The organism is Phenylobacterium sp. (genome assembly GCF_004799515.1).
Lineage (GTDB): Bacteria > Pseudomonadota > Alphaproteobacteria > Caulobacterales > Caulobacteraceae > Phenylobacterium.
This window is the reverse complement of sequence record NZ_SSMX01000047.1, coordinates 56610-75835: the sequence shown is the minus strand read 5'-3', so window position 1 is coordinate 75835 and position 19226 is coordinate 56610. Positions and strand designations below refer to the sequence as shown.

The 19226-nt window shown below is 68.5% G+C and carries 18 protein-coding genes; 7 read left to right on the top strand and 11 right to left on the bottom strand.

Translation table 11 applies throughout. The annotated features are described in order from the left end of the window. Positions 1-17: 17 nt before the first annotated feature. On the bottom strand, positions 18-1319 hold the full coding sequence (locus tag E8A49_RS18850) for a cytochrome P450 (RefSeq protein ID WP_293385184.1): 1302 nt from the start codon (positions 1317-1319) through the stop codon (positions 18-20). Between the two features lie 147 nt (positions 1320-1466). Between E8A49_RS18850 and E8A49_RS18845 the strand changes: the two genes are divergently transcribed. Together E8A49_RS18845 and E8A49_RS18840 are read left to right on the top strand one after the other, a co-directional pair. Continuing rightward, a complete protein-coding gene (locus E8A49_RS18845; protein ID WP_293385181.1) occupies positions 1467-2546 on the top strand; it encodes a hypothetical protein in 1080 nt (359 codons plus the stop codon). A 258-nt stretch (positions 2547-2804) separates the two neighbouring features. Beyond that, positions 2805-3281: a hypothetical protein gene (locus E8A49_RS18840; protein ID WP_293385178.1), complete on the top strand. Its 477-nt coding sequence runs from the start codon at positions 2805-2807 to the stop codon at positions 3279-3281. Between the two features lie 180 nt (positions 3282-3461). On the opposite strand, the gene E8A49_RS18835 is transcribed toward E8A49_RS18840, so the two are convergent. Beyond that, complete coding sequence (locus E8A49_RS18835) at positions 3462-3674, bottom strand: hypothetical protein (RefSeq protein ID WP_293385176.1); 213 nt, start codon at positions 3672-3674, stop codon at positions 3462-3464. Positions 3675-3793: 119 nt separating this feature from the next. Continuing rightward, positions 3794-4579 carry a hypothetical protein gene (locus E8A49_RS18830; RefSeq protein WP_293385173.1) on the bottom strand — a complete coding sequence of 262 codons (786 nt, stop codon included), beginning with the start codon at positions 4577-4579 and terminating at the stop codon, positions 3794-3796. A 442-nt stretch (positions 4580-5021) separates the two neighbouring features. On the opposite strand from E8A49_RS18830, the gene E8A49_RS18825 reads away from it, so the two are divergent. Then, positions 5022-5381 carry a hypothetical protein gene (locus E8A49_RS18825; protein ID WP_293385171.1) on the top strand — a complete coding sequence of 120 codons (360 nt, stop codon included), beginning with the start codon at positions 5022-5024 and terminating at the stop codon, positions 5379-5381. Positions 5382-5686: 305 nt separating this feature from the next. Here E8A49_RS18825 and E8A49_RS18820 read toward each other — a convergent pair whose 3' ends face one another. Further along, complete coding sequence (locus E8A49_RS18820) at positions 5687-6634, bottom strand: IS1595 family transposase (RefSeq protein ID WP_293385168.1); 948 nt, start codon at positions 6632-6634, stop codon at positions 5687-5689. Positions 6635-6781: 147 nt separating this feature from the next. On the opposite strand from E8A49_RS18820, the gene E8A49_RS18815 reads away from it, so the two are divergent. After that, positions 6782-7324 (top strand): hypothetical protein, encoded by a 543-nt coding sequence (locus E8A49_RS18815; protein ID WP_293385165.1) that lies wholly within the window; start codon positions 6782-6784, stop codon positions 7322-7324. A 91-nt stretch (positions 7325-7415) separates the two neighbouring features. Here the strand turns inward: E8A49_RS18815 and E8A49_RS18810 are convergent, their stop codons facing one another. Genes E8A49_RS18810 through cpaB form a run of 6 tightly spaced genes read right to left on the bottom strand, consistent with a single transcriptional unit; the run spans position 7416 to position 14444 of the window. Continuing rightward, complete coding sequence (locus E8A49_RS18810; RefSeq protein WP_293385635.1) at positions 7416-8366, bottom strand: type II secretion system F family protein; 951 nt, start codon at positions 8364-8366, stop codon at positions 7416-7418. 19 nt (positions 8367-8385) lie between these two features. Further along, complete coding sequence (locus E8A49_RS18805) at positions 8386-9345, bottom strand: type II secretion system F family protein (RefSeq protein ID WP_293385162.1); 960 nt, start codon at positions 9343-9345, stop codon at positions 8386-8388. Next, a complete protein-coding gene (locus tag E8A49_RS18800; RefSeq protein WP_293385158.1) occupies positions 9342-10832 on the bottom strand; it encodes a CpaF family protein in 1491 nt (496 codons plus the stop codon). Before E8A49_RS18800 ends, E8A49_RS18805 begins: the two co-directional genes overlap by 4 nt. Further along, the gene (locus tag E8A49_RS18795; RefSeq protein ID WP_293385155.1) at positions 10832-12034 is read right to left on the bottom strand and encodes an AAA family ATPase; all 1203 of its coding nucleotides are present in this window, start codon (positions 12032-12034) and stop codon (positions 10832-10834) included. Before E8A49_RS18795 ends, E8A49_RS18800 begins: the two co-directional genes overlap by 1 nt. 11 nt (positions 12035-12045) lie before the next feature. Further along, complete coding sequence (locus tag E8A49_RS18790; protein WP_293385152.1) at positions 12046-13434, bottom strand: type II and III secretion system protein family protein; 1389 nt, start codon at positions 13432-13434, stop codon at positions 12046-12048. Positions 13435-13454: 20 nt separating this feature from the next. Beyond that, the gene (gene cpaB / locus E8A49_RS18785) at positions 13455-14444 is read right to left on the bottom strand and encodes a Flp pilus assembly protein CpaB (protein ID WP_293385149.1); all 990 of its coding nucleotides are present in this window, start codon (positions 14442-14444) and stop codon (positions 13455-13457) included. A gap of 235 nt (positions 14445-14679) precedes the next feature. On the opposite strand from cpaB, the gene E8A49_RS18780 reads away from it, so the two are divergent. From E8A49_RS18780 to E8A49_RS18770, 3 genes are all read left to right on the top strand, one after another. After that, on the top strand, positions 14680-15609 hold the full coding sequence (locus tag E8A49_RS18780; RefSeq protein ID WP_293385146.1) for an aldo/keto reductase: 930 nt from the start codon (positions 14680-14682) through the stop codon (positions 15607-15609). Positions 15610-15647: 38 nt separating this feature from the next. Continuing rightward, complete coding sequence (locus E8A49_RS18775; protein WP_293385143.1) at positions 15648-16856, top strand: CoA transferase; 1209 nt, start codon at positions 15648-15650, stop codon at positions 16854-16856. A 178-nt stretch (positions 16857-17034) separates the two neighbouring features. Beyond that, entirely contained in the window at positions 17035-18339 is a 1305-nt protein-coding gene (locus tag E8A49_RS18770) for an acetyl-CoA C-acyltransferase (RefSeq protein ID WP_293385140.1), read from the top strand. A gap of 18 nt (positions 18340-18357) precedes the next feature. Here the strand turns inward: E8A49_RS18770 and E8A49_RS18765 are convergent, their stop codons facing one another. Continuing rightward, positions 18358-19200: an alpha/beta hydrolase gene (locus tag E8A49_RS18765; RefSeq protein ID WP_293385137.1), complete on the bottom strand. Its 843-nt coding sequence runs from the start codon at positions 19198-19200 to the stop codon at positions 18358-18360. Between the last annotated feature and the right edge of the window lie 26 nt (positions 19201-19226).

Sequence of the window (19226 nt, the reverse complement as noted above, 5' to 3'; positions counted from 1 at the left end):
AAGATCCGGCCAACCGCTCAGCTCATCCGATAGCGGATCGGCAGGCGTTTGGGGCCGTTGACGAAGACCGCCTCGCTCATGGCCGGGGCGCCGTCCAGCGCCAGCTCCGACAGGCGCGGCAGAAGCTCCTCCCAGAGGATGCGCATCTCCATCTTCGCCAGGTGCTGGCCAAGGCACAGGTGCGCGCCATAGCCGAAGGCCAGGTGCTTGTTGGGCCGGCGGTCGGCGTGGAATTCGTCGGGCGCCTCGAACACCGCCTCGTCGCGGTTGCCCGAGGCGTAGCAGAGCATCAGCCAGTCGCCTTTCTTGATGTCGCGGCCGGCGAGGTCGACGTCCTCGGTGGCCGTGCGCATGAAGGTCTTCACCGGGGTGGTCCAGCGGATGCTCTCGTCCACCAGGGCGGGGATCAGCGACAGGTCGGCCTTGACCTTGGCGAACTCGGCGGGGTTCTCAGCCAGCGCCCAGAGCGCGCCGGCGGTGGAGGACGAGGTGGTGTCGTGCCCGGCGGTGGCGACGATGATGTAGTAGCTCATCGCCTCCAGGTCGCTGATCGGGGCGCCGTCCACCTGGGAGTTGGCGATGACGGTGGCCAGGTCGTCCTTCGGGTCGGCGCGCTTGCTCTCCGACAGGGCGCGGAAATAGTTCGAGAAGTCGATGATGACGCTGAAGTCGAAGTCGCGCTCCTCCGGCGGCGTGCCGGCGTCGCGGGCGAGCTCGGGGTCGGCGGCGCCGAACAGCTCCTGGGTGAGCTTCAGCATCCGCGGCTCGTCGTCCTGCGGCACGCCCATGATGCTCATGATCACCCGCAGCGGATAGTGCAGGGCGACGGCCTGGACGAAGTCGCAGTGGCCGACACCCTCCGCGTCCGTGGCGGCGGCCAGCTTCTCCACCGCGGCCTTGGCGATCACCCGGATCTGGTCCTCCAGGCGCTTGAGGTTCTGCGGCATGAACCAGGCCTGGGTCAGCGCGCGGTACTTCAGGTGATCGGGCGCATCCATATGGATCAGGGTGCGCAGGAGGTGCGGGCTGCCGCCCATCATCTCGCGCACTTTGCGGTCGCCCTCCTGGCCGATCAGGGTCGGCGAGCGGTCGCCGTTGTGGAACAGGTCGTTCTGGCGGCTGACCTCCAGGATGTCGGCGTGGCGGGTCACCACCCAGAAGGGATCGACCCCCTCGATCCTGGCCACGCCCAGCGGCTCGTTCGACCGCAGCCGGCGGTAGGTCTCGAAGATGCGGCCGTCGGCATAGGCCGGCGGCGTCACCAGGCTGTCGGCGAGGTCCTGCGGTATCCGATGGTCGGCGGCGGTCATGACGCTCATCGCACCCTCCCGGCCTGATTGGCCCTGCCCATGTCGCCCCCGTCCGGATCGGCGCGGGCTTGTGTTCTGGTTGTTGCGCGCAGTTGATACGCCCTGGCGGCGGCCCGCAAGCGTGACGAGGCGTCAAGACAGCAGGAGACGGCGGCGATGCTGACCAAGGGCGACGACTTCCCGATCCACCAGACGCCGGAGCCGATCGCCTACGCCGGCTCCGACCGCAATTTCTACGACCGCTACTTCTTCAACGCCTATTCGCCGGACGGTTCGGAGTTCGTGGCGGTGGCCTTCGGGGTCTACCCGGCGCTGAACGTCGCCGACGCCCATGTCTCGATCATCCGCGGCGGGACGCAGTATTGCCTGCACGCCTCGCGCATCCTTGCGATGGAGCGGATGGACCTGGTGGTGGGGCCGCTGCGGATCGAGGTCGTCGAGCCCTTGCAGACCTTGCGGGTGACCCTGGAGAAGGCCGAGGGCCTGGCCTGCGAGCTGACCTTCGAAGGCCGCGCCTTCCCCATCGAGGAGCCGCGCTTCACCTACCGCAACGGCCCGCGGATGTTCATGGACTACACCCGCCTGACCCAGAACGTCCGTGTCTCCGGCTGGACCGAGGTCGACGGCGAGCGCCGCGCCTGCGCCGGCGGCTGGACCGGCACGCGCGACCGCTCCTGGGGCGTGCGGCCGGTGGGGGCGCCGGACCCGCAGCCCACGCCCGGCGGCACGATGATGGGCTTCTTCTGGCAGTGGACGCCGCTCAACTTCGCCGACAAGTCGGTCTTCTTCCACGTCAACGCCGACACCGAGGGCAAGCCCTGGAACACGCGGGCGGTGATCCTGCCGGACGGCGCGGGGCCGCAGGGCGGCTGGCACAGCGACCGCCCGCGCATGGAGGACGTCGCCCTGAAGGCCGGGACGCGCCATGCGCTGGGCGGGACGCTGAAGATCCCCCTGGAGCAGGGCGAGGCCTCGGTGCGGCTTGAGCCCAAGGGCCTCTTCCTGATGCGCGGCATCGGCTACGGCGCCGAGTGGCGCCACGGGGCCTTGAAGGGTGAGCTGGCGGTGGGCCGCGAGGACATCGACCTGGCCGCCGCCGACCTGGCCGCGCCGGAGAACTGGCACATCCAGGCGATCGCCACGGCGACGATGGAGATCCCCGGCGAAGCGCCGCAGCAGGGCCTGGGCGTCTTCGAGCAGCTGATCTTCGGGCCCTACCGGCCCTACGGGTTGTGAGCGTCCGCTTTGGGGCCTCCTCCCACGATGGGGGGAAGGATCGCCGGGGTCAGCCCCAAGCGTTGGTCGACCAGCTTCGGCCCGCCGGGATTACCGTGGTGCTGATCTCACGGCCCCAAGGCCCGTCCCAACCCTGAGATCAAAGCCCTTCCAGCCGTCTGGAAGCCGGTGCGAGGCCTACGGCCGCTTCCGACCCATCTGAGACGTTCGCAAGGTCTGCTATACGGCGGAGCCCAATCGCCATCACACTGTGCATCAATGCAAATCAGCCGGATCATCCAGCGCCTGATCAAGATTGCCCGGTGGGTGATCACCGCCTTGCTCGTTCTCGAACTCCTGCTGGTGTACGGACTTGGTTCGATGTTGGGCGGCGCGCTGGGTGAGGCCGACGATGCAAAGGGGCCGATTCTGCTTGTCGGGCCAATATCTGTTGTAGTGGCTCTCTTAGTCGCTTGGCGGTTCAAGAAACGGGCTTCTGCATGGGCGTTGGCACTAGTGGTTTTGAGCGCACCGATGTGGGCATCTATTAGTCTCGGCCCCGCTTCAGAAACCAATCTTCGGCCGTTTTGGGGTGAGGCTCTGGCCGTGGCTTTGTGGCCTGCATGGGGGCTATTGGGGTTCGGATTGGCTGCTAGGATGGCAATCCGCCGCGACATCAACGACCGCTTTCCACCCGATCCAGACGATCGCGGAGCCCGCCTTCCGGCATTGCCCGAGCTCGCCGCCGGGCGCTGATGATCGCGGGCTTCGGCCTGGCGGGCGCGGCGCCGCGCTGGCGCCGGTCGGTGGCCGTCTCGGACATCCCGCAAGTCCCGCGGCGGGGCGTGCGCCATCGCAAAATCTTGACTTTGGGCTTGATCTATGTTCCTGTTTTGTTCATGTCCGACGCCGGCGTTTATATACTTTGCAAACAGCCTAGCGGGCTCTAAGCGCCTCAAGAAGAAACATCAGGCCAAGGGCGAGCGGAAAGATCGAAAGAATCCTGAGCAGGAGCGGATCGAAGCCGCGATACCACTTGCCGCCCAGCGCGCTGTACACGGCGATCACGACCTTGGGGAACAGCAGCCACGCCAGGCCGATCCCGAAACCAAGCCAAACGCCGGGCCACGGTGAATAGCTAGGCGTCATCGCGACTGTTCGCCTTTGGGTGAGGTGCAGGAGGCGCCTTCGCCAGCTTCTTCAGTCGCTCGTCAAACGCGGCTTCGTCGTCGTCGCACTCTAGCTCGCGGGCTAAGTCGGCGAACTTCTCAGACTGCTTCTTCGGGTCCTCCGGGGGCGGGGCCTTTGGGTTCGGCAATGCCACTCTCCTTTGGGCGCGCTGCGACCAGCCGCTTCCGCTGGCGCTTCGTGAAGTCCTCCAGCGCCTCTAGGAGGTTATCGTCCAGGGCCCCGGCCGCAACCAGCTTTAGATACCGCCCCGCGTCGGCTTCCTCGACAAAAACTACTCGCTCGCCTTCCATAAGCGGAATCTCCCGACTCTGTGGCGACGCCTGAATCGGGGGTGGCGGACTGTGAACGACCAGCGCGCGCCCTTCTGTAGAGGCATCGGATTTGTAGCCAGTTGATTCTTCATAGTTTTCTGCGCGAAGTCCATGACTTGGGCTTGCAATCTTTTGCTCCAGAGCGCGGTAAGTCTCCAGATAGCTTTTCATCACCGGTGGGATGGCGGCAGACGCGAACCCGTTTCGCATGAGATAGGAGCGCAGGGCGTTGTCTGAGGGCAGACCGTCTGCGAACTGGCTGTTCAGCTCTGCGAACAGCGTAGGAGAGTCAGCGGCATCGTGCAGGGCCTCCCGGCGCGCCTCTTCTGATTCGGGATAGAGGATTTCGACGGCTCGCCGCGACACCCGGACTTGACCGCTCCCCACCTTCTCCAGGAGTCCGAAATGGGAAAGATCGGACAGCACCTTCGCAGAGCGCCCACTGATGCCGGTATAACCCATCTCCTTGGCCGCCGCTTCGCGATCAATCGGGTTCGTCCGGTTGGCGTCGTGAATTTTCTTCACAACATCAAGGGCTTCTCCGAGCGGCATGCTGGGATATCCCGGGCTTCGTGATTGGGCCATCTCGGCTCCCTCAGGCTAATTCCTCCAATGGAGTAACAGAAGCGCGCCAGATCAGCAAGGAATGCCGCCGAGATTACTCCCGGCGCTTGACCGCATGGCGGTAAGGCGCCAATTTGAGTAGCCGCAACCGGCGGTGGAGGCCGCGCTATGCTCAGGAGGGTCGCACCCATCGTCGTCACGCTCGCGGACGCGGTGGGGCCCAATTGAAGAGGCCGCCCAACCCCTGCCAGGGCGGCGGCCTCAAGTGAGCCAATAGATCGAAACCCCAACTGGCGACGGTGACCATATCACCGTCGCCGCTCTTTGTGAATCGGCGACGTTGAAACACAGGCCCACCCCACCCGAAACGCCCGAGGATGACCCGAATACGGTCATCTGCCCCGCGCGGGGCGTCAGGGATATTGGCGTCGTGGACGCCGACGCCGCGAAAGCGCTGGGTGTGGCGGCCGGACCCATTCGCCTGCTCCTGGGGCATCATGGCAGGACCGGTGGCTGGGGCCTGAAGCACTTGGAGGGGCGTGAGGATCGCCAAGGAGCTATCAAGGCGCTGGGATACGTGCAGTGCGAAAAGTTTATTTTCGCGGTAGCTGCATCGTGGACCGAGGTTCACGATGCGACTGAGCCCAACCGCATCAAGCTGGTCTGGCCGAAAGACGGTTTGCACTTAGCGCTGGTCGTAGAGTGGACCGGCGAGTTCTGGACGGTCATCACGGCTTTGCCGTTCCGACCTAGTGACAAACCCAAGCTGTACGAGAAAAAAGCGGCCTGACGAGAGCGAACCTCGTCCTACGATGGCTGTACGTATCCGCTTGGCGACAACCCCACCTGAAACCTTTTCGGGTCAGCCGGTGAAGTATCCGAACGCGCGCGGAGACCACTTTCAGGCCCGATATATATGGAGCCGTCGTGATCCTATCAACAGTTTTCCTAACGCGGAGTTCCGATGTACCCGCCACCAGTCGGCATCTGGCGGTACTTGAGCGCACTCGGGTCCTAGAAGATCTTAGCGGCCTTCGCTGCCTCGGATAACGATGTGGCTTGGTCTTCCAACGGCTTCGAATACGCTTCTTCGGCTTAGGCGGAGGCTTCGGCCCCGAGATCAGGCCTGCGGTACGCAAGCCGCTTACCGACCACACCTTGCAGTGCTCGCGTGGCCCGCGCGGCGTCATCGACGCCCAAGGCAATGCGGTTCGAATACCGGAAGTCGAACTCAGCCAGATAGCGGTGCAGGTGCTTCTTGCTGGCGTGCTGATAGACGCCGCGCATGCCGCGTTTGAAGATCGAGAAGAAGCCCTCGACCGTGTTCGTGTGGACCAGCGGATTGAAGCGGCTGACGTACTCACCGGCGCCGTGGTTCGTGTGGCCATGACCGGCCTGCTGCTGGCCGATCTTGATATAGTGGCGAGCCTCATCGGTCATAAGGATGGCTTCTCGGCTCAGGTTGGCCGCGACGATCTCACCCAGCACCTTGGAGCTAATGTCATCGACCACCACGGAGCGGGCCTTGCCGCTGTCGCGGTCAACGAGGCTGACGACCTTCATCTTGTGATTGCCGCCAGCGCCGACCGGCGCGCCCGGTTCATGGCCGATGTAGGTCTCATCGACCTCGACCATGCCGCCATCGTGGCCGAACGGGCTCAGGTCGCCAGAGCGCATAGCTTCACGGATGCGGTGAGCGAGGAACCAGGCGCTCTTGTAGGTGATCTCCAGAGTCCGGTGGAGCTGGTGGGCGCTAACGCCCTTCTTGCTGCTGCACATCAGGTGCATGGCCTGAAGCCAGATGTGCAGGGGCAGCTTCGACTCTTCGAAGATCGTACCCATTCGCACGGTGAACTGGCGCTTGCAGTCGCCGCAGCGCTTTAGGCCGTAGCGGACGCGCTTTTCGGGGTTGGCGGGGATCGCGCTGATGCGGCCCATGCAGCCGCAGTGATGGCAGACAGGACCTTGCGGCCAGATGACCTTTTCGACCCGCTCAAAGGCGGCGGCTTCGTCGTGGAAGTGAGGGGCGGAAAGGATCGACATATCGGGCTCTCTGGCTTGCCCGATTGTTATATCTCAGCTTCTCGTGTTTGCAAAGTATATAAACGCCCCGACGCCGCGGCGAAACCGGCCCATCCCAAGCGGGAACGGGCGGAGCAGATCCTGGGCGAGCTGTCCGAGCTCGGCCTGATGCTGGCGCGCGACCTGGCGGCCCAGGCGCGGGCGGCGGAGACTCCGGAGGAGAAGGTCGCCTTGGCGGCGGCCTTCCAGAAGACCTCGCGGGCCGTGCGCCTGACGCTGGCGCTCGACGCCAAGCTGGAGCGGCAGGCGGCCCGCGACGCGCGCGACGAAGCCCGCGAGGCCAAGGCCGCGGCCGACGACGCGGCCCTGCGCGAAAGCCGCGTCGTCGAGGCCGCCGAGGCGGCGCGCCTTCGCGTGGCGGAGCCGACGCCCGCCGAGACCCAGAAGCGGCGCGTGAAGGGCGTGCTCAACCGCCTGCTGTGGACCGAAGCCGAGGGCGACGAAGAGGAATACGAGATCCTGCGCGAAGACCTGGACGCCCGGCTCTACGAAGCCGAGGACGCTCCCGGGTTCGCCGACCTGCCGATCGAGGTCCTGGCCCAGGCGCTGAAGGCCGACATGCGGCTTTGCGGCGAACTGGTGGTCACCACCGCCGCGCGCCTCGTCCCCGCCAACACCGGCGTCCAGTCGCCGCGCGCGGACACCGGCTAGGGCCCAGGTTGGTGTTTTCCGTGTCTTCCGTGGTCAAGAAACCTGGGCCCCGCGTTTGCGGGAATGACCGGACGTTGTCGGGGCCGCGGTCCTAGTGGTGGCTGAAGACGTGCATCAGGCGGGCCGCGGCGGGCAGCATCAGCGAGCCCAGCAGGCACGGGAAGATGAAGACGATCAGCGGCACGGTCAGCTTGGCCGAGAGCGCCAGCGCCTTTTCCTCGGCCCGCAGCATGCGCTTGGAGCGCATGTCCTGGGAGAAGACGGTGAGGGTCTCGCCCAGGCTGGTGCCCATCTCCTCGGCCTGGCGCAGCATGGTGGCGAGCTGGCGCGCGTCGTCGATGCCCAGGCGGTCGGCGAAGGCTGACCAGGCGTCCTTCCGCGACTTGCCGGCGCGCAGTTCCAGCACCAGGAAGCGCAGGTGCACCGTCAGATTGGGGTATCGGCGGGCGAGCTCTTCGGTGACCCGGGTCACGGCGGCGTCCAGCGACAGGCCGGCCTCGACCGAGGCGACCAGCAGGTCCAGGAGGTCGGGGAAGCCGTCGCGGTATTCCTGCTCACGCTTGGAACGGCGCATGTTCAGCACCCGGTCGGGGCCCAGGATGGCGAGGCCCGACAGGGTGCAGGCGAGCAGGATGCCCGTCATGCCGCCCTTACCGCCGGCGATCAGCGGCAGGATCGAGATGACGCCGACGGTGGCGACGGCCAGGGCTGCGGCGCGCACCCCCAGATAGATCACCGGCGCCTCGCGGTTGTAGAAGCCGGCCTGCATCAGGCGCGAGCGAAGCACCGACAGCTTGGCCGGGTCGCGCACAGCGCTCTGCTGGCCGAGGCGGCGGATGGTCCCCAGCATCTGGCCGCCCAGGCCGGCGTTGGGGTCGCGCGCGGCGCGGCCGCCGCCGAACTGCGCGCCGCCGGCGGTGGCCAGCCGGCCGCGGCGGATGGCGCGCAGGCGCAGCTCGTTGATTCCCGCCCAGGCGACGCCGCCGACGCCGGCCATGACGAAGACGGCGCCCAGGATGGTGATCAGGGTCTGGATCTGCATGGCGCTCACCGCCCTTGTCCTAGAGCCGAAGGTTGATCATGCGGCGCATGACCATGTTGCCGAGGAACATCCAGACGCCCAGGCCCACCAGGCCCCACTTCACGATGGGCTCGTGGATCACGTCGCCATAGAAATGCGGCGAGGAGATCATGATGAAGCCCATGGCGCAGAAGGGCGCGGCGGTCAGGATCAGGGCCGAGGCGCGGCCTTCCGAGGAGGCCGCCTGGATCTTCAGGCGCATCTTGTGCCGCTCGCGCACCGTGGCGGCGTTCAGCTTCAAAAGGCCGGTCAGGTTGCCGCCGGTGCGTTCCTGCAGGCGCACGGTGGCGGCGAACAGGTCGACGTCGGGATGCTGGCAGCGCTCCGACATGCGGGCCACCGCCTGCTCCATGGTGGCGCCGTAGGCGATCTCGTCGGCGGCCATGCCGAATTCCGAGCCGATGGGGTCGCTCATCTCGCGGCCCACCAGGTTGATGGCGGTGGGCACCGGGTGGCCGGCCTCCAGGCTGCGGACGATGATCTCCAGCGCCTGCGGCAGCTGGAAGCCGAGGGCCTTGGCGCGCTTGGCGACCATGAACTTCAGATAGAAGATCGGCCCTGCGCCGCCGACCAGGAGGGCGCCCGGGATGAACATCACCGGGTTCTTCAGGACGATGGCGCCGGCCATGCCCCCGACCACCGCCGCCAACCCGATGTAGAGCGCCCACTTCTTCGGATCGTAGGGCACGCCGGAGGCGACGATCAGGTTCGACAGCCAGCGCAGCCGCTCGCCGCGCTTGCCGTCGGCGTTCAGCCCGCGCTGCTTGCGCAGCTCCATGACCAGCGCCGAGACCCCGTCGATCTTCTCGGCGACCTTCAGCCGCTTGTTCACCCGGCGCTTCTGGGTGGCCACCGTGAGCAGGCCGATGGCCGCCTGGCCGGCGGTGAAGACCGCGGCGAACACCAGGATCAGGAAGATGACATGGGCGTCGATCTTCATGACACCATCAGCGGACGCGAGGGGTCGAAGTTGGCGACGTCGTAGACGATGCCGCGGCGGTTCATCTCGTCGATGCAGCGCGGGCGCAGGCCGGTGGCGCGGAACTCGCCGTGCACCGTGCCGTCGGGGTCGGTGTGGGTGCGGTTGAAGGTGAAGATGTCCTGCATCTGCACCACCTGGCCCTCCATGCCGGTGATCTCGGTGACGTGGGTCACCTTCCGCTTGCCGTCGGCCAGGCGCATGACCTGGATGATCAGGCCGATGGCCGAGGCGATCTGCTGGCGCATGGCGTCGGGGCTGATGGAGAGGCCGCCCATGGCGATCATCTGCTCCAGGCGGCCGATCGCCTCGCGCGGGTTGTTGGCGTGGATGGTGGCCATGGAGCCTTCATGGCCGGTGTTCATCGCCTGCAGCATGTCGAAGGCCTCGTCGGCGCGGACTTCCCCCAGGATCACCCGGTCGGGACGCATCCGCAGGGCGTTCTTCACCAGCTCGCGCTGACGGATCTCGCCCTTGCCCTCGATGTTCGGCGGCCGGGTCTCCAGGCGCACCACGTGCGGCTGCTGCAGCTGCAGCTCCGCGGCGTCCTCGATGGTGATCAGGCGCTCGCCGTGGCTGATCGCCGCCGAGAGCGCGTTGAGGAGGGTCGTCTTGCCGGAGCCGGTGCCGCCGGAGATCACCGTGGACACCCGGCTCCTCACCGCCCCGTGGATGAAGTCGGCGACGGCCATGGGCATGGCCTTGAACTCCACCAGGCGCTCCAGCGTCAGCGGCTTCTTGGAGAACTTCCGGATCGAGACCGCGGCGCCGTCGATGGCGATGGGGGCGATGGCGGCGTTCACCCGGCTGCCGTCCTGCAGGCGGGCGTCGACCATGGGCTGGCTCTCGTCGATCCGGCGGCCAACGCCGGCGACGATACGGTTGACGATGCGCAGCAGGTGGTCGTTGTCGCGGAAGTGGACGGGCGTCAGCTCCAGCTCGCCGCGCCGTTCCACATAGACCTGGAACGGTCCGTTGATCAGGATGTCGTTGATGCTGTCGTCCTTGAGCAGGGGCTCCAGCGGCCCCAGGCCCACCATCTCGTCGTAGATCGAGGCGCCGAGCTCCTGCAGATCGGCGGTGTTCAGCGCCATCCGCTCGGAGCGGGCGAAGTCGGCGGTGAGGCTCATCACCTCGCGGCGCATGTCCTTCTCGTCGAGCTTGTCCAGCTTGGCGAGGTCCAGCTCTTCGATCAGGCGCGAGTGCAGCCGCAGGCGGATGTCCAGCTGCGAGGGCGCGCCGTTCTTGGTGGCGGGCTGGGCGGTGGCGCGCGGCGGCAGGGGCTCGACCGGGGCCATGGAGGGATGGGCGGCGGCCGGCGCCGGCGCTGCGGCCGGCGGCGCGCTGGCGTAGGGCGCAGCCGCGCTGGGCGCGGGCGCTGCAGGAGTCGGCGCCGCCGGGGCGGGCGTTTCCGCGGGCAGCGCGCCGGGCAAGCCGAAGCGGCCCATCACGCCGCCTTCACGGTGCGTTGCTCGGCTTCGGTCGCCAGCTTGTCGACCAGGGCCTGGACGTCCTTGACGATCTTGGACTTCGGCCGGTGGGTGGCGATCGGGCCGCCCAGGTTGACGGAGGCCGCGGCGGCCTCCCAGTCGGAGCTGACCCCGGCTTCGGCCTTGCGCTGCAGGGCCCGCTCTGCCTCGGCCATGGAGGGCGCGGGGCCGAACATGCGGCTGGCCAGGCGGTTCAGCACGATCTTCGGCTTCTGGCCGCCGCCCAGGTCGCGGTCGATCTCGTCGGACAGCGAGCGGGCCGCCAAGAGGGCCGGGACGGTGAGCTCTGAGACCACCAGCATCTCGTCGCAGCCGCCCAGCGCTTCCAGCGTCCAGGGCCGGCGGTGCCGCGGCATGTCGAGGATCACCCAGTCGTAGCTCTCACAGGCCACCTCCAGCATGCGTAGGATCGCCTCGCGTGGAGCGGCGTCGAAGGCCGAGGGATCGCGGGCGGCGGCCAGGAGGTCGAGCTGCTTGGTCACCGGAGTGACGAAGGCCTGCAGCATGGAGGGGTCGAGCTTGTCGGCGGCGGCGGCGAGCTCGGCCGGCCGCAGCATCGGATTGGCGCCCAGATAGGCCGAGGCCGAACCGTCGACCAGGTTGAGGTCGATCAGGCAGACGCTCTTCTCCTTGGCCTGGCGGCCGCAGAGCTGGTTGGCGATCTCGATGGCGAGGGTGGTGGCGCCGGAGCCGCCCACGGCGCCGATCACCGCCCAGCATCGGGCGACGTCCTGCGGCTGGGGCGGGGCGGCCGGCTGGGCGGGCTTCTGGGCCAGGAGGGCGGCGATGGCCATCGCCAGGTGCTCCGGCGCGAAGGGCGCGTCGAGCACATCGGAGCGTTCCAGGCGCAGGAGGTTGCGCACCACCGCGGTGGGCAGGTGCGCGCCCATCAAGAGCACCGGCGGCGGCGAGGGGCAGAGCGTCAGCGCCTGCACCGCGGCCGCCAGCGCCGGCGCGCCCCAGGCGTCGGCGTCGATGAGGATCAGGTCGGCGTCGGCGCCGCTCACCCCGATCATCCGCTCCAGCCCCGCGGTCTCCACCACCGCCCCCGCCAGCGGCCCGGCGGCGAGCTGGCCGAGCGCTGGGCCCAGCGCCAGGACGCGCCGGCCGCTGAGGACCTGGTCGGTCTGCGGCAAGCCGGGGAAGGACGGGGTGGTCATGACAGGTACGCTTACTTTCCGGTGGTGGGCGCGACGGGGCTGGCCGGTTGGATTTCGCCGCGCAGTTGCTGGGCGGCGGGTTCGTCGATGGGGCCGCGCATGTCGTGCGCCATCGGCTTGTCGAGGGCGTCGCCGTTCAGGAGGAAGCCTGCCATGCCCGGCTCGACGCCGGAGATGGTGCGGTCCTTGGCGGAGTCGATGTCCGACGCGGTGACGATGCGCGGGGTGACGACGATCAGCAGCTCGGTCTCGTTGCGCTGGTAGCGCGACGAGCGGAACAGGGCCGACAGGATCGGGATATTGCCCAGGCCGGGGATCTGGTTGATGTCGGTCTGGGCCGTGTGCTGGAACATGCCGCCGATCGCCAGGGACTCACCGTCCTTCAGCTCCACCGTGGTGTTGGCGCGGCGCACGGTCAGCGCCGGGATGGTGACGTTGTCGACGCGCACCGTGTTGGTGGGGTCGAGCGCGCTCACTTCCGGCGCCACCAGAAGCTTGATCTTTCCGTCGTCCTGCACGGTGGGGGTGAATTCCAGTTTCACCCCATAGTCGCGGAATTCCACGGTGATTTGGTTAAGGCCGGCGGGCACGGGGAACGGAAATTCGCCGCCGGCCAGGAAGCTCGCCTTCTCGCCGGACATGGCCACCAGGTTCGGCCGGGCGAGCGTGCGGATGACGCCCTTGGTCTCCAGCGCCTGCAGGGTGGCGTCGATGGTGGTGTGGCCGGAGTGGCCGGTGAAACCCAGCACGCCCTGCGGCGGCGAGGCGCCGATCAGGCCTGTGCCGTAGGTGAAGCTGAAGGAGCCGTTGCTGATCGTGGCGCCGAGGCCGATGTCCTGCGAGGCGTTGCGGGTGGCCTCCAGCACGCGGACCTCCAGCACCACCTGGGCGCCCTGGACGTCGAGCATCGAGGTGACGGCGTCGGGGGCGAACTTGTCGGCGATGGTCTTCGCGCGGATCGCCACGCCCGGATTGCTCACCTTGCCGGTGAGCAGGATGCCCTCGCCCAGGGTCTGCACCTTGATGTGCTCGTTGGGCAGCAGCTGGTCCATGTCGGACTGCAGCGCGTTGGCGTCGAAGCCCACCCGCACATCGATCACCTGCATCAGCCGCCCGCCGGCCCCATAGACCAGGAGGTTGGTCGAGCCCACGTCCAGGCCGCGGACGTAGAAGCTGCGGTCGGTGGTGGCGACCACCTCGGCGATGTCGGGCTGCGAGACCACGATCTTCGCCGCCGGTTCGTCGAGCCGGAAGGACTGCGACTTGTCGCGGGCGAGCGTGATCACCCGGCTGGGCGCGGCTTCGGCCGGTAGGGCGTCGGCGAGGGCGGGCCGGGCAAGGGCGCCGGCCGAGGCCAGCGTCAGCGCGGCGCAGAAGGCGGCGGCAAGATGGCGCGGCATGGTCAGGGACTCCCGGAAACTCACGAGGGGTGGCTCATGCCCGAGCCCAGCGACTGGCCCGCACCGGCGCTCGCGGCGTTCGCCGTCTGTTGGGCGACAGCGGCGGCGACAGGCGCGGACGGCGGGGACGCGGGCTTGGGCGCGCGCTTGTGCGCGTGGTCGCCGCCCTTGCCGTCGCCCTCGACGATCAGGATCAACGGGGCCGCGGCCGGCGCGGCGGGTACGCCGGCCGGGTGGCGGGCCACGGCGTGGCTCACCCGCGGGGCGCCGCCGCCGGACACGAAGTTGGCGTGCATCGGCTCGGTCTTGGCGATCTCCGCCGAGCCGGTCTTGCGCAGCGCCAGCGACAGTTTGCCGAGGTCGCCGGCCACCGCCAGCTTCTCGGCGTCCGGCACCGAGACCTCCAGGGTCGCGGTCGACGGCGTGGCGGGCTTGTTGGAGGCCGGGTCGGCGTTCAGGTCGACGCCGAGGACGCGCACGTCCTGGATCACCACCTCGGAGACGAAGTTGTGCTTGCTCGAGTTGGCGTCGGTTGAGAGGTCGCGCATCAGCACCACATCCACCCGGTCGCCCGGCAGGGCGTGGCCGCCGACCCCGGTCACGTCGGTGACCTTGATGGTGTAGGCGCGCATGCCATCGGCGATCTCGGCGGCGATGGAGGCCCGGGCGCCCGGGCCGGACAGCTTGGCCGGCAACAGGGGCTCGCGCGCGGCGATGGCGGTCAGCGCCACCGGCGGTCCGCCGCCGTCCTGCGCCAGCACCTGGGCCGTGGTCTTGAAGGCCCCGTCCGGCACCGCGTTGGCGGGCATCTGCAGGACCTCGACCTTGCTGGCGTCCAGCTTGTCGCCGAACTTCATCGGCGCCTTGGCGACGACCACCGGCACGCCCACCACCGGCGCGGGCGCCGCCTTGGCCGTTCCGGGATTGGGCAGCATGGTCTTGGCGACCACGAGGGCGGCCAGGCCGAAGAGGGCGCAGCCCCCGAGACTGACGATGGTGACGACACGCATGGCTTAAACCGTCCGCCAAAAAACCTTTTGGGATCGTGACCTTACGGACCGGACACTTGCGATATCCCCAACAAACCTAGTGAATTGCGCGTCAAGCTTTCTGAACCGTGAAGAGGCGGCCCCCGCGCGGGCGCCCGATTGGCCGCTTCCGCTCGGGCGGGCCGGCGGGCTAGGGTCCCGCCGCGCCGGACGCTGGGTCGCCGCTCGGCCCTTAACGAACCTGGGAGAGACGACGATGAAGCTGCGCCGGCTGGGAACCTCGGGCCTGAAGGTCAGCGAGGTGGGACTGGGCTGCAACAACTTCGGCATGCGCATCGACGAGAAGGAGACCGACGCGGTGGTGGGCGCGGCCATAGACGCCGGCATCACCCTCTTCGACACCGCCGACATCTACGGGGGGACCAAGTCCGAGGAGTTCCTCGGCAAGGCGCTCGGCAAGCGGCGCGGCGATATCGTGCTGGCCACCAAGTTCGGCATGAAGATCGGCGACGACCCGCGCCGCATGGGCGGCTCGCGCCGCTGGATCATGCGCGCGGTGGAGGACAGCCTGACGCGGCTGAAGACCGACTGGATCGACCTCTACCAGTTCCACGCCCCCGACGCCGACACACCGATCGAGGAGACCCTGCGCGCCCTCGACGACCTCGTGACCCAGGGCAAGGTCCGCTACATCGGTAACTCCAACTTCACCGGCTGGCAGATCGCCGACGCCGACTGGACGGCGGCCGGCGCCACCCGCTTCGTCAGCGCCCAGAACCTCTATTCCCTGCTGGAGCGGAAGGTGGAGTTCGAGGTGTTGCCGGCCTGCGAGCACTTCGGCCTAGGCTTCCTGCCGTTCTTCCCGCTGGCGTCGGGCCTCTTGAGCGGCAAGTACCGGCGCGGCGAGAAGCCGCCGGAAGGCACCCGCCTGGCGGCCTGGGGCGCCCGCGGCGCGGCGGCGATGAGCGACAAGAACTTCGACAAGGTCGAGAAGCTGGAGCGCTGGGCTGAAGAGCGCGGCCACACGATCCTGGAGCTGGCCTTCGCCTGGCTGCTGGGCCACGAGGTCGTCTCCTCGGTGATCGCCGGCGCCACCAGCCCCGACCAGGTCCGGACCAACGCCGCCACTTCCGGCTGGGCGCTGACGCCCGAGGAGGTCAAGGAGGTCGGGGACCTGATCGGGTGACTCCAAAACTTCGCCGGGACGAGCGGACAAGGGGATAGATGTACGACCTCCTGAAAGGCCTGCGCGTGGTGGAGGGCTCGGCCTTTGTGGCCGCACCGACCTGCGGGCTCTACCTGGCGCAGATGGGCGCTGAGGTGATCCGCTTCGACCAGATCGGCGGCGGGCCGGACTTCCGCCGCTGGCCCTTGGCCGACAACGGCTCCAGCCTCTATTGGGAGGGGCTGAACAAGGGCAAGAAGTCGGTGGCGCTCAATCTCGCAAGCCCCGAGGGCCGCGAGATCGCCCAGCGGCTGGCGACCGCGCCCGGCGCCGACGGCGGCCTCTTCGTCACCAACTTCCCCGCCGAGGGCTTCCTGGCCTACGAGACCCTTCGCAAGCTGCGCGAAGACCTGGTCTGCGTGCGCGTCATGGGCTGGGCCGACGGCTCCCAGGGCATGGACTACACGATCAACGCCGCCCTCGGCCTGCCGCAGATGACCGGGCCGCAGGACGATCCGAGGCCCGTGAACCACGTGCTGGCCGCCTGGGACCTCTTGACCGGCGCCTATTGCGCCTTCGGCCTTGTCGCGGCCCTGTTGGCTAGGACCCGTGACGGGCAGGGCCGCGAGCTGCGCGTGCCGCTCTCCGACGTGGGCGCGGCCACCATGGCCAACCTGGGCTTTGCGGCGGAGACGCTGCTGAGCGGCCGGCAACGGCCGCGGATGGGCAACGACATCTTCGGCGCCTTCGGCCGCGACTTCGTCACCCGCGACGGCAAGACCCTGATGCTGCTGGCGATCACGCCCAGGCAGTGGAGCAAGGCGTTGGAGGCGCTGGGCCTCCCCGGCGAGGTCGCCGCGCTGGAGGCCGAGCTCGGCGTCTCCTTCGCCGCCGACGAGGGGCTGCGCTTCACCCACCGCGCCCGGCTCTATCCGCTGGTCGAGCGCGCCTTCGCCGCCAAGACCGCCGCCGAGCTGGCCCCGGCCTTCGACGCCGGCGGCGTCACCTGGGGCGCCTACCAGCCGCTGGAGGCGGCGCTGGAGGACCCCAGGCTCTACAAGGACAACCCCGCCTTCCAGACCCTCCGCCATCCGAGCGGCCTCAGCTATCCCGCGCCTGGCGCCATGGCGACCATCCCGCAGGACGCGCGCCAGGACGCGCGGCCAGCACCGCGTCTGGGGCAGCACACCGACGAGGTCCTGGCCGAAGTCCTCGGCCTGCCGTCCGGCGAGATCGGCCGGCTGCACGACCAGGGCGTGGTGGCCTGATCCCCTCGATCGTCATCCTCCGGTCAGCCGCAGGCTGATCTGGGGACCCAAGCTGGGTTGCGAGGGGCGGCGAGGCCGCTTGGGTCCCCCAGATCGCGTCTTCGCGCGACCGGAGGATGACGGGTGAAAATGATGCGCTTCGAGCCCATCTTAGCGGGACGATCAAGGGAGCATGGGCATGGCGCGGGCGGCGGCGAAGACTTCAACCTCAACCGGGCGGCCGGACATCTGGTTCGCGTCCGGCCTGCGCACGCCCTTCGCCAAGGCGGGCGGGGCGCTGGCGAAGAAGGATGCGCTCGACCTCTCCGTGCCGGTGGTGAAGGCCATGCTCGCGCGGGGCGGGCGGCCGGACCTGATGAACTGGGGCGCGGTGATCCCCAACCTCACTATCTCCAACCTGGCGCGCGAGGCGCTGATCTCGGCGGGCGGCGACCCGACCGTCCCGGCGTCCTCGACGATCATGGCCTGCTCCACCTCGATGATGGGCGCGTTCCAGGCCGGCGGCATGCTGGACGATCGCGTCGGCCGCAGCCTCGCCCTGGTCGGCGGGGCGGAGGCGATGAGCCGCATCCAGATCGGCCTGTCGCAGGGTTTGTCCGACGACCTGCGCAAGTTCATGGAAGCCAAGACCGGCGGCCAGCGCTGGTCGGCGCTGACCGCCACCAAGCTCAGCGACGTCCGCCTGTTCATCCCCGAGATCAAGAACCGCGCCACCGGCAAGTCGATGGGCGAGCACACCGAGGACATGGCCAAGGGCTGGGCCATCAGCCGCGAGCAGCAGGACGAGCTGGCGCTGGCCAGTCACAAGCACGCCGCCGCCGGCTGGGCGGCGGGCTTCTTCGACGACCTGGTGCTGCGCCTGGACGAGATCGGCCGCGACGGCCTCGTCCGTCCGGACTCCAGCCTGGAGGCTCTGGGCAAGCTGAAGCCGGCCTTCGACCGCACCAGCGGCCACGGCACCTTGACCGCCGGCAATTCCAGCCCGCTCACCGATGGAGCGGCGGCCATGTGGGTGGCGACCGCCGAGGGGCTGAAGCGCTTGCCGGCCGAGACGCCCCGTGCGCGGCTGGTGGACTATGAGGCCAACGCCATCGACCTCTTCAACGAGTACCTCTTGATGGCGCCGGCCTATGCGATCCCGAGGCTGCTCGCCCGAAACGGCCTGACCTATGAGGATGTCGCGCTCTGGGAGCTGCACGAGGCCTTCACCGCCCAGGTCGCCAGCCACATCAAGGCGCTGCAGGACCCGGAATTCCTGAAGACCAAGGCCAAGGTCACCGCCAAGCTCGGCGCCTTCCCCATGGACCGGCTGAACCCGAACGGCGGCTCGACCGCCATCGGCCACCCATTCGGGGCCACCGGCGCGCGCATCCTCAGCCAGGCGGTGAAGGAACTGTCCGCGATGCCGTCGGGCGCGCACGCCATCGTCTCGATCTGCGCCGATGGCGGGCAGGGCACGGTGGCCCTGCTCCGCCGCGACTGACGCTTCAGGCCTGGGGGATCAGGCCTTCGCGAAGTCGACGATCGCCCGGTTCACCGCCTCGGCGTGGGTCAGGAAGAGGCCGTGCGGCGCGCCCTTCAGCACCTGCAGCTTCGCCCCGGGGATCAGCGCTGCCGTGGGCTGGCCGGTGATCTCCAGGGGCGCCGAGGCGTCCACGTCGCCGTGCACGATCAGCGCCGGGACATCGATGGCCCGCATATCGTCCCGGAAATCGACGTCGAAGTAGGCAATCAGGGTGGCCATGGCGACGCTGAGCGGACAGTCCAGCAGCATGTCGATCAGCCAGCGCATCGTGGGCTCCGGGGTGTCTGGCGTGAAGAAGGGCCCGGCGTTGTCGGCCACCCAGGCGGTGAAGTCGGCCCGCATGGCCGCCCGGCTCTGGGCGACCAGTTCGGGGTCGAGGCCTAGCGGGTTGTCGTCGGCCTTGACCAGGCAAGGCGTGGCCGGCGCCAGCAGCACCACCTTCACCACCCGTCCTGAGCCGTGGCGGCTGAGGTAGCGGGAGATTTCCGCGCCGGCCATGGAGTGGCCGACCAGGACCGCGTCCTTCAGGTCGAGCTGGTCGATCACCGCGGCCAGGTCGTCGGCCAGGGTGTCGATGTCGTAGCCTTGGCCATTGCCGCCGGAGCGGCCGTGGCCGCGGCGGTCGAAGGCCACGGCGCGGAAGCCGGCGTCGGTGAGCGCCGGGATCTGCTGGCGCCACATGGCCATCTGCATAGCCCAGCTGCTCACCAGCACGATGGGCGGGCCATCGCCCCAGCTCTCATAGGCCAGGGCCAGGCCGTCGGCGGTCTGGATGGCGGCCGGATAGTGAGCGGCGATCGTTTTCAGGGGGGCGTTCATGGGGGCTCCTTTCGGTTGACGCCCCA

Bases quoted from the DNA above. Each gene is read 5' to 3' on its own strand.
- E8A49_RS18765 (WP_293385137.1), bottom strand. From the start codon at position 19,200: ATGAACGCCCCCCTGAAAACGATCGCCGCTCACTATCCGGCCGCCATC.
- E8A49_RS18850 (WP_293385184.1), bottom strand. From the start codon at position 1,319: ATGAGCGTCATGACCGCCGCCGACCATCGGATACCGCAGGACCTCGCC.
- E8A49_RS18800 (WP_293385158.1), bottom strand. From the start codon at position 10,832: ATGGGCCGCTTCGGCTTGCCCGGCGCGCTGCCCGCGGAAACGCCCGCC.
- E8A49_RS18845 (WP_293385181.1), top strand. From the start codon at position 1,467: ATGCTGACCAAGGGCGACGACTTCCCGATCCACCAGACGCCGGAGCCG.
- E8A49_RS18830 (WP_293385173.1), bottom strand. From the start codon at position 4,579: ATGCCGCTCGGAGAAGCCCTTGATGTTGTGAAGAAAATTCACGACGCC.
- E8A49_RS18835 (WP_293385176.1), bottom strand. From the start codon at position 3,674: ATGACGCCTAGCTATTCACCGTGGCCCGGCGTTTGGCTTGGTTTCGGG.
- E8A49_RS18810 (WP_293385635.1), bottom strand. From the start codon at position 8,366: ATGCAGATCCAGACCCTGATCACCATCCTGGGCGCCGTCTTCGTCATG.
- E8A49_RS18820 (WP_293385168.1), bottom strand. From the start codon at position 6,634: ATGTCGATCCTTTCCGCCCCTCACTTCCACGACGAAGCCGCCGCCTTT.
- E8A49_RS18840 (WP_293385178.1), top strand. From the start codon at position 2,805: ATGCAAATCAGCCGGATCATCCAGCGCCTGATCAAGATTGCCCGGTGG.
- E8A49_RS18780 (WP_293385146.1), top strand. From the start codon at position 14,680: ATGAAGCTGCGCCGGCTGGGAACCTCGGGCCTGAAGGTCAGCGAGGTG.
- E8A49_RS18795 (WP_293385155.1), bottom strand. From the start codon at position 12,034: ATGACCACCCCGTCCTTCCCCGGCTTGCCGCAGACCGACCAGGTCCTC.
- cpaB (WP_293385149.1), bottom strand. From the start codon at position 14,444: ATGCGTGTCGTCACCATCGTCAGTCTCGGGGGCTGCGCCCTCTTCGGC.
- E8A49_RS18805 (WP_293385162.1), bottom strand. From the start codon at position 9,345: ATGAAGATCGACGCCCATGTCATCTTCCTGATCCTGGTGTTCGCCGCG.
- E8A49_RS18790 (WP_293385152.1), bottom strand. From the start codon at position 13,434: ATGCCGCGCCATCTTGCCGCCGCCTTCTGCGCCGCGCTGACGCTGGCC.
- E8A49_RS18815 (WP_293385165.1), top strand. From the start codon at position 6,782: ATGCTGGCGCGCGACCTGGCGGCCCAGGCGCGGGCGGCGGAGACTCCG.
- E8A49_RS18770 (WP_293385140.1), top strand. From the start codon at position 17,035: ATGGCGCGGGCGGCGGCGAAGACTTCAACCTCAACCGGGCGGCCGGAC.
- E8A49_RS18775 (WP_293385143.1), top strand. From the start codon at position 15,648: ATGTACGACCTCCTGAAAGGCCTGCGCGTGGTGGAGGGCTCGGCCTTT.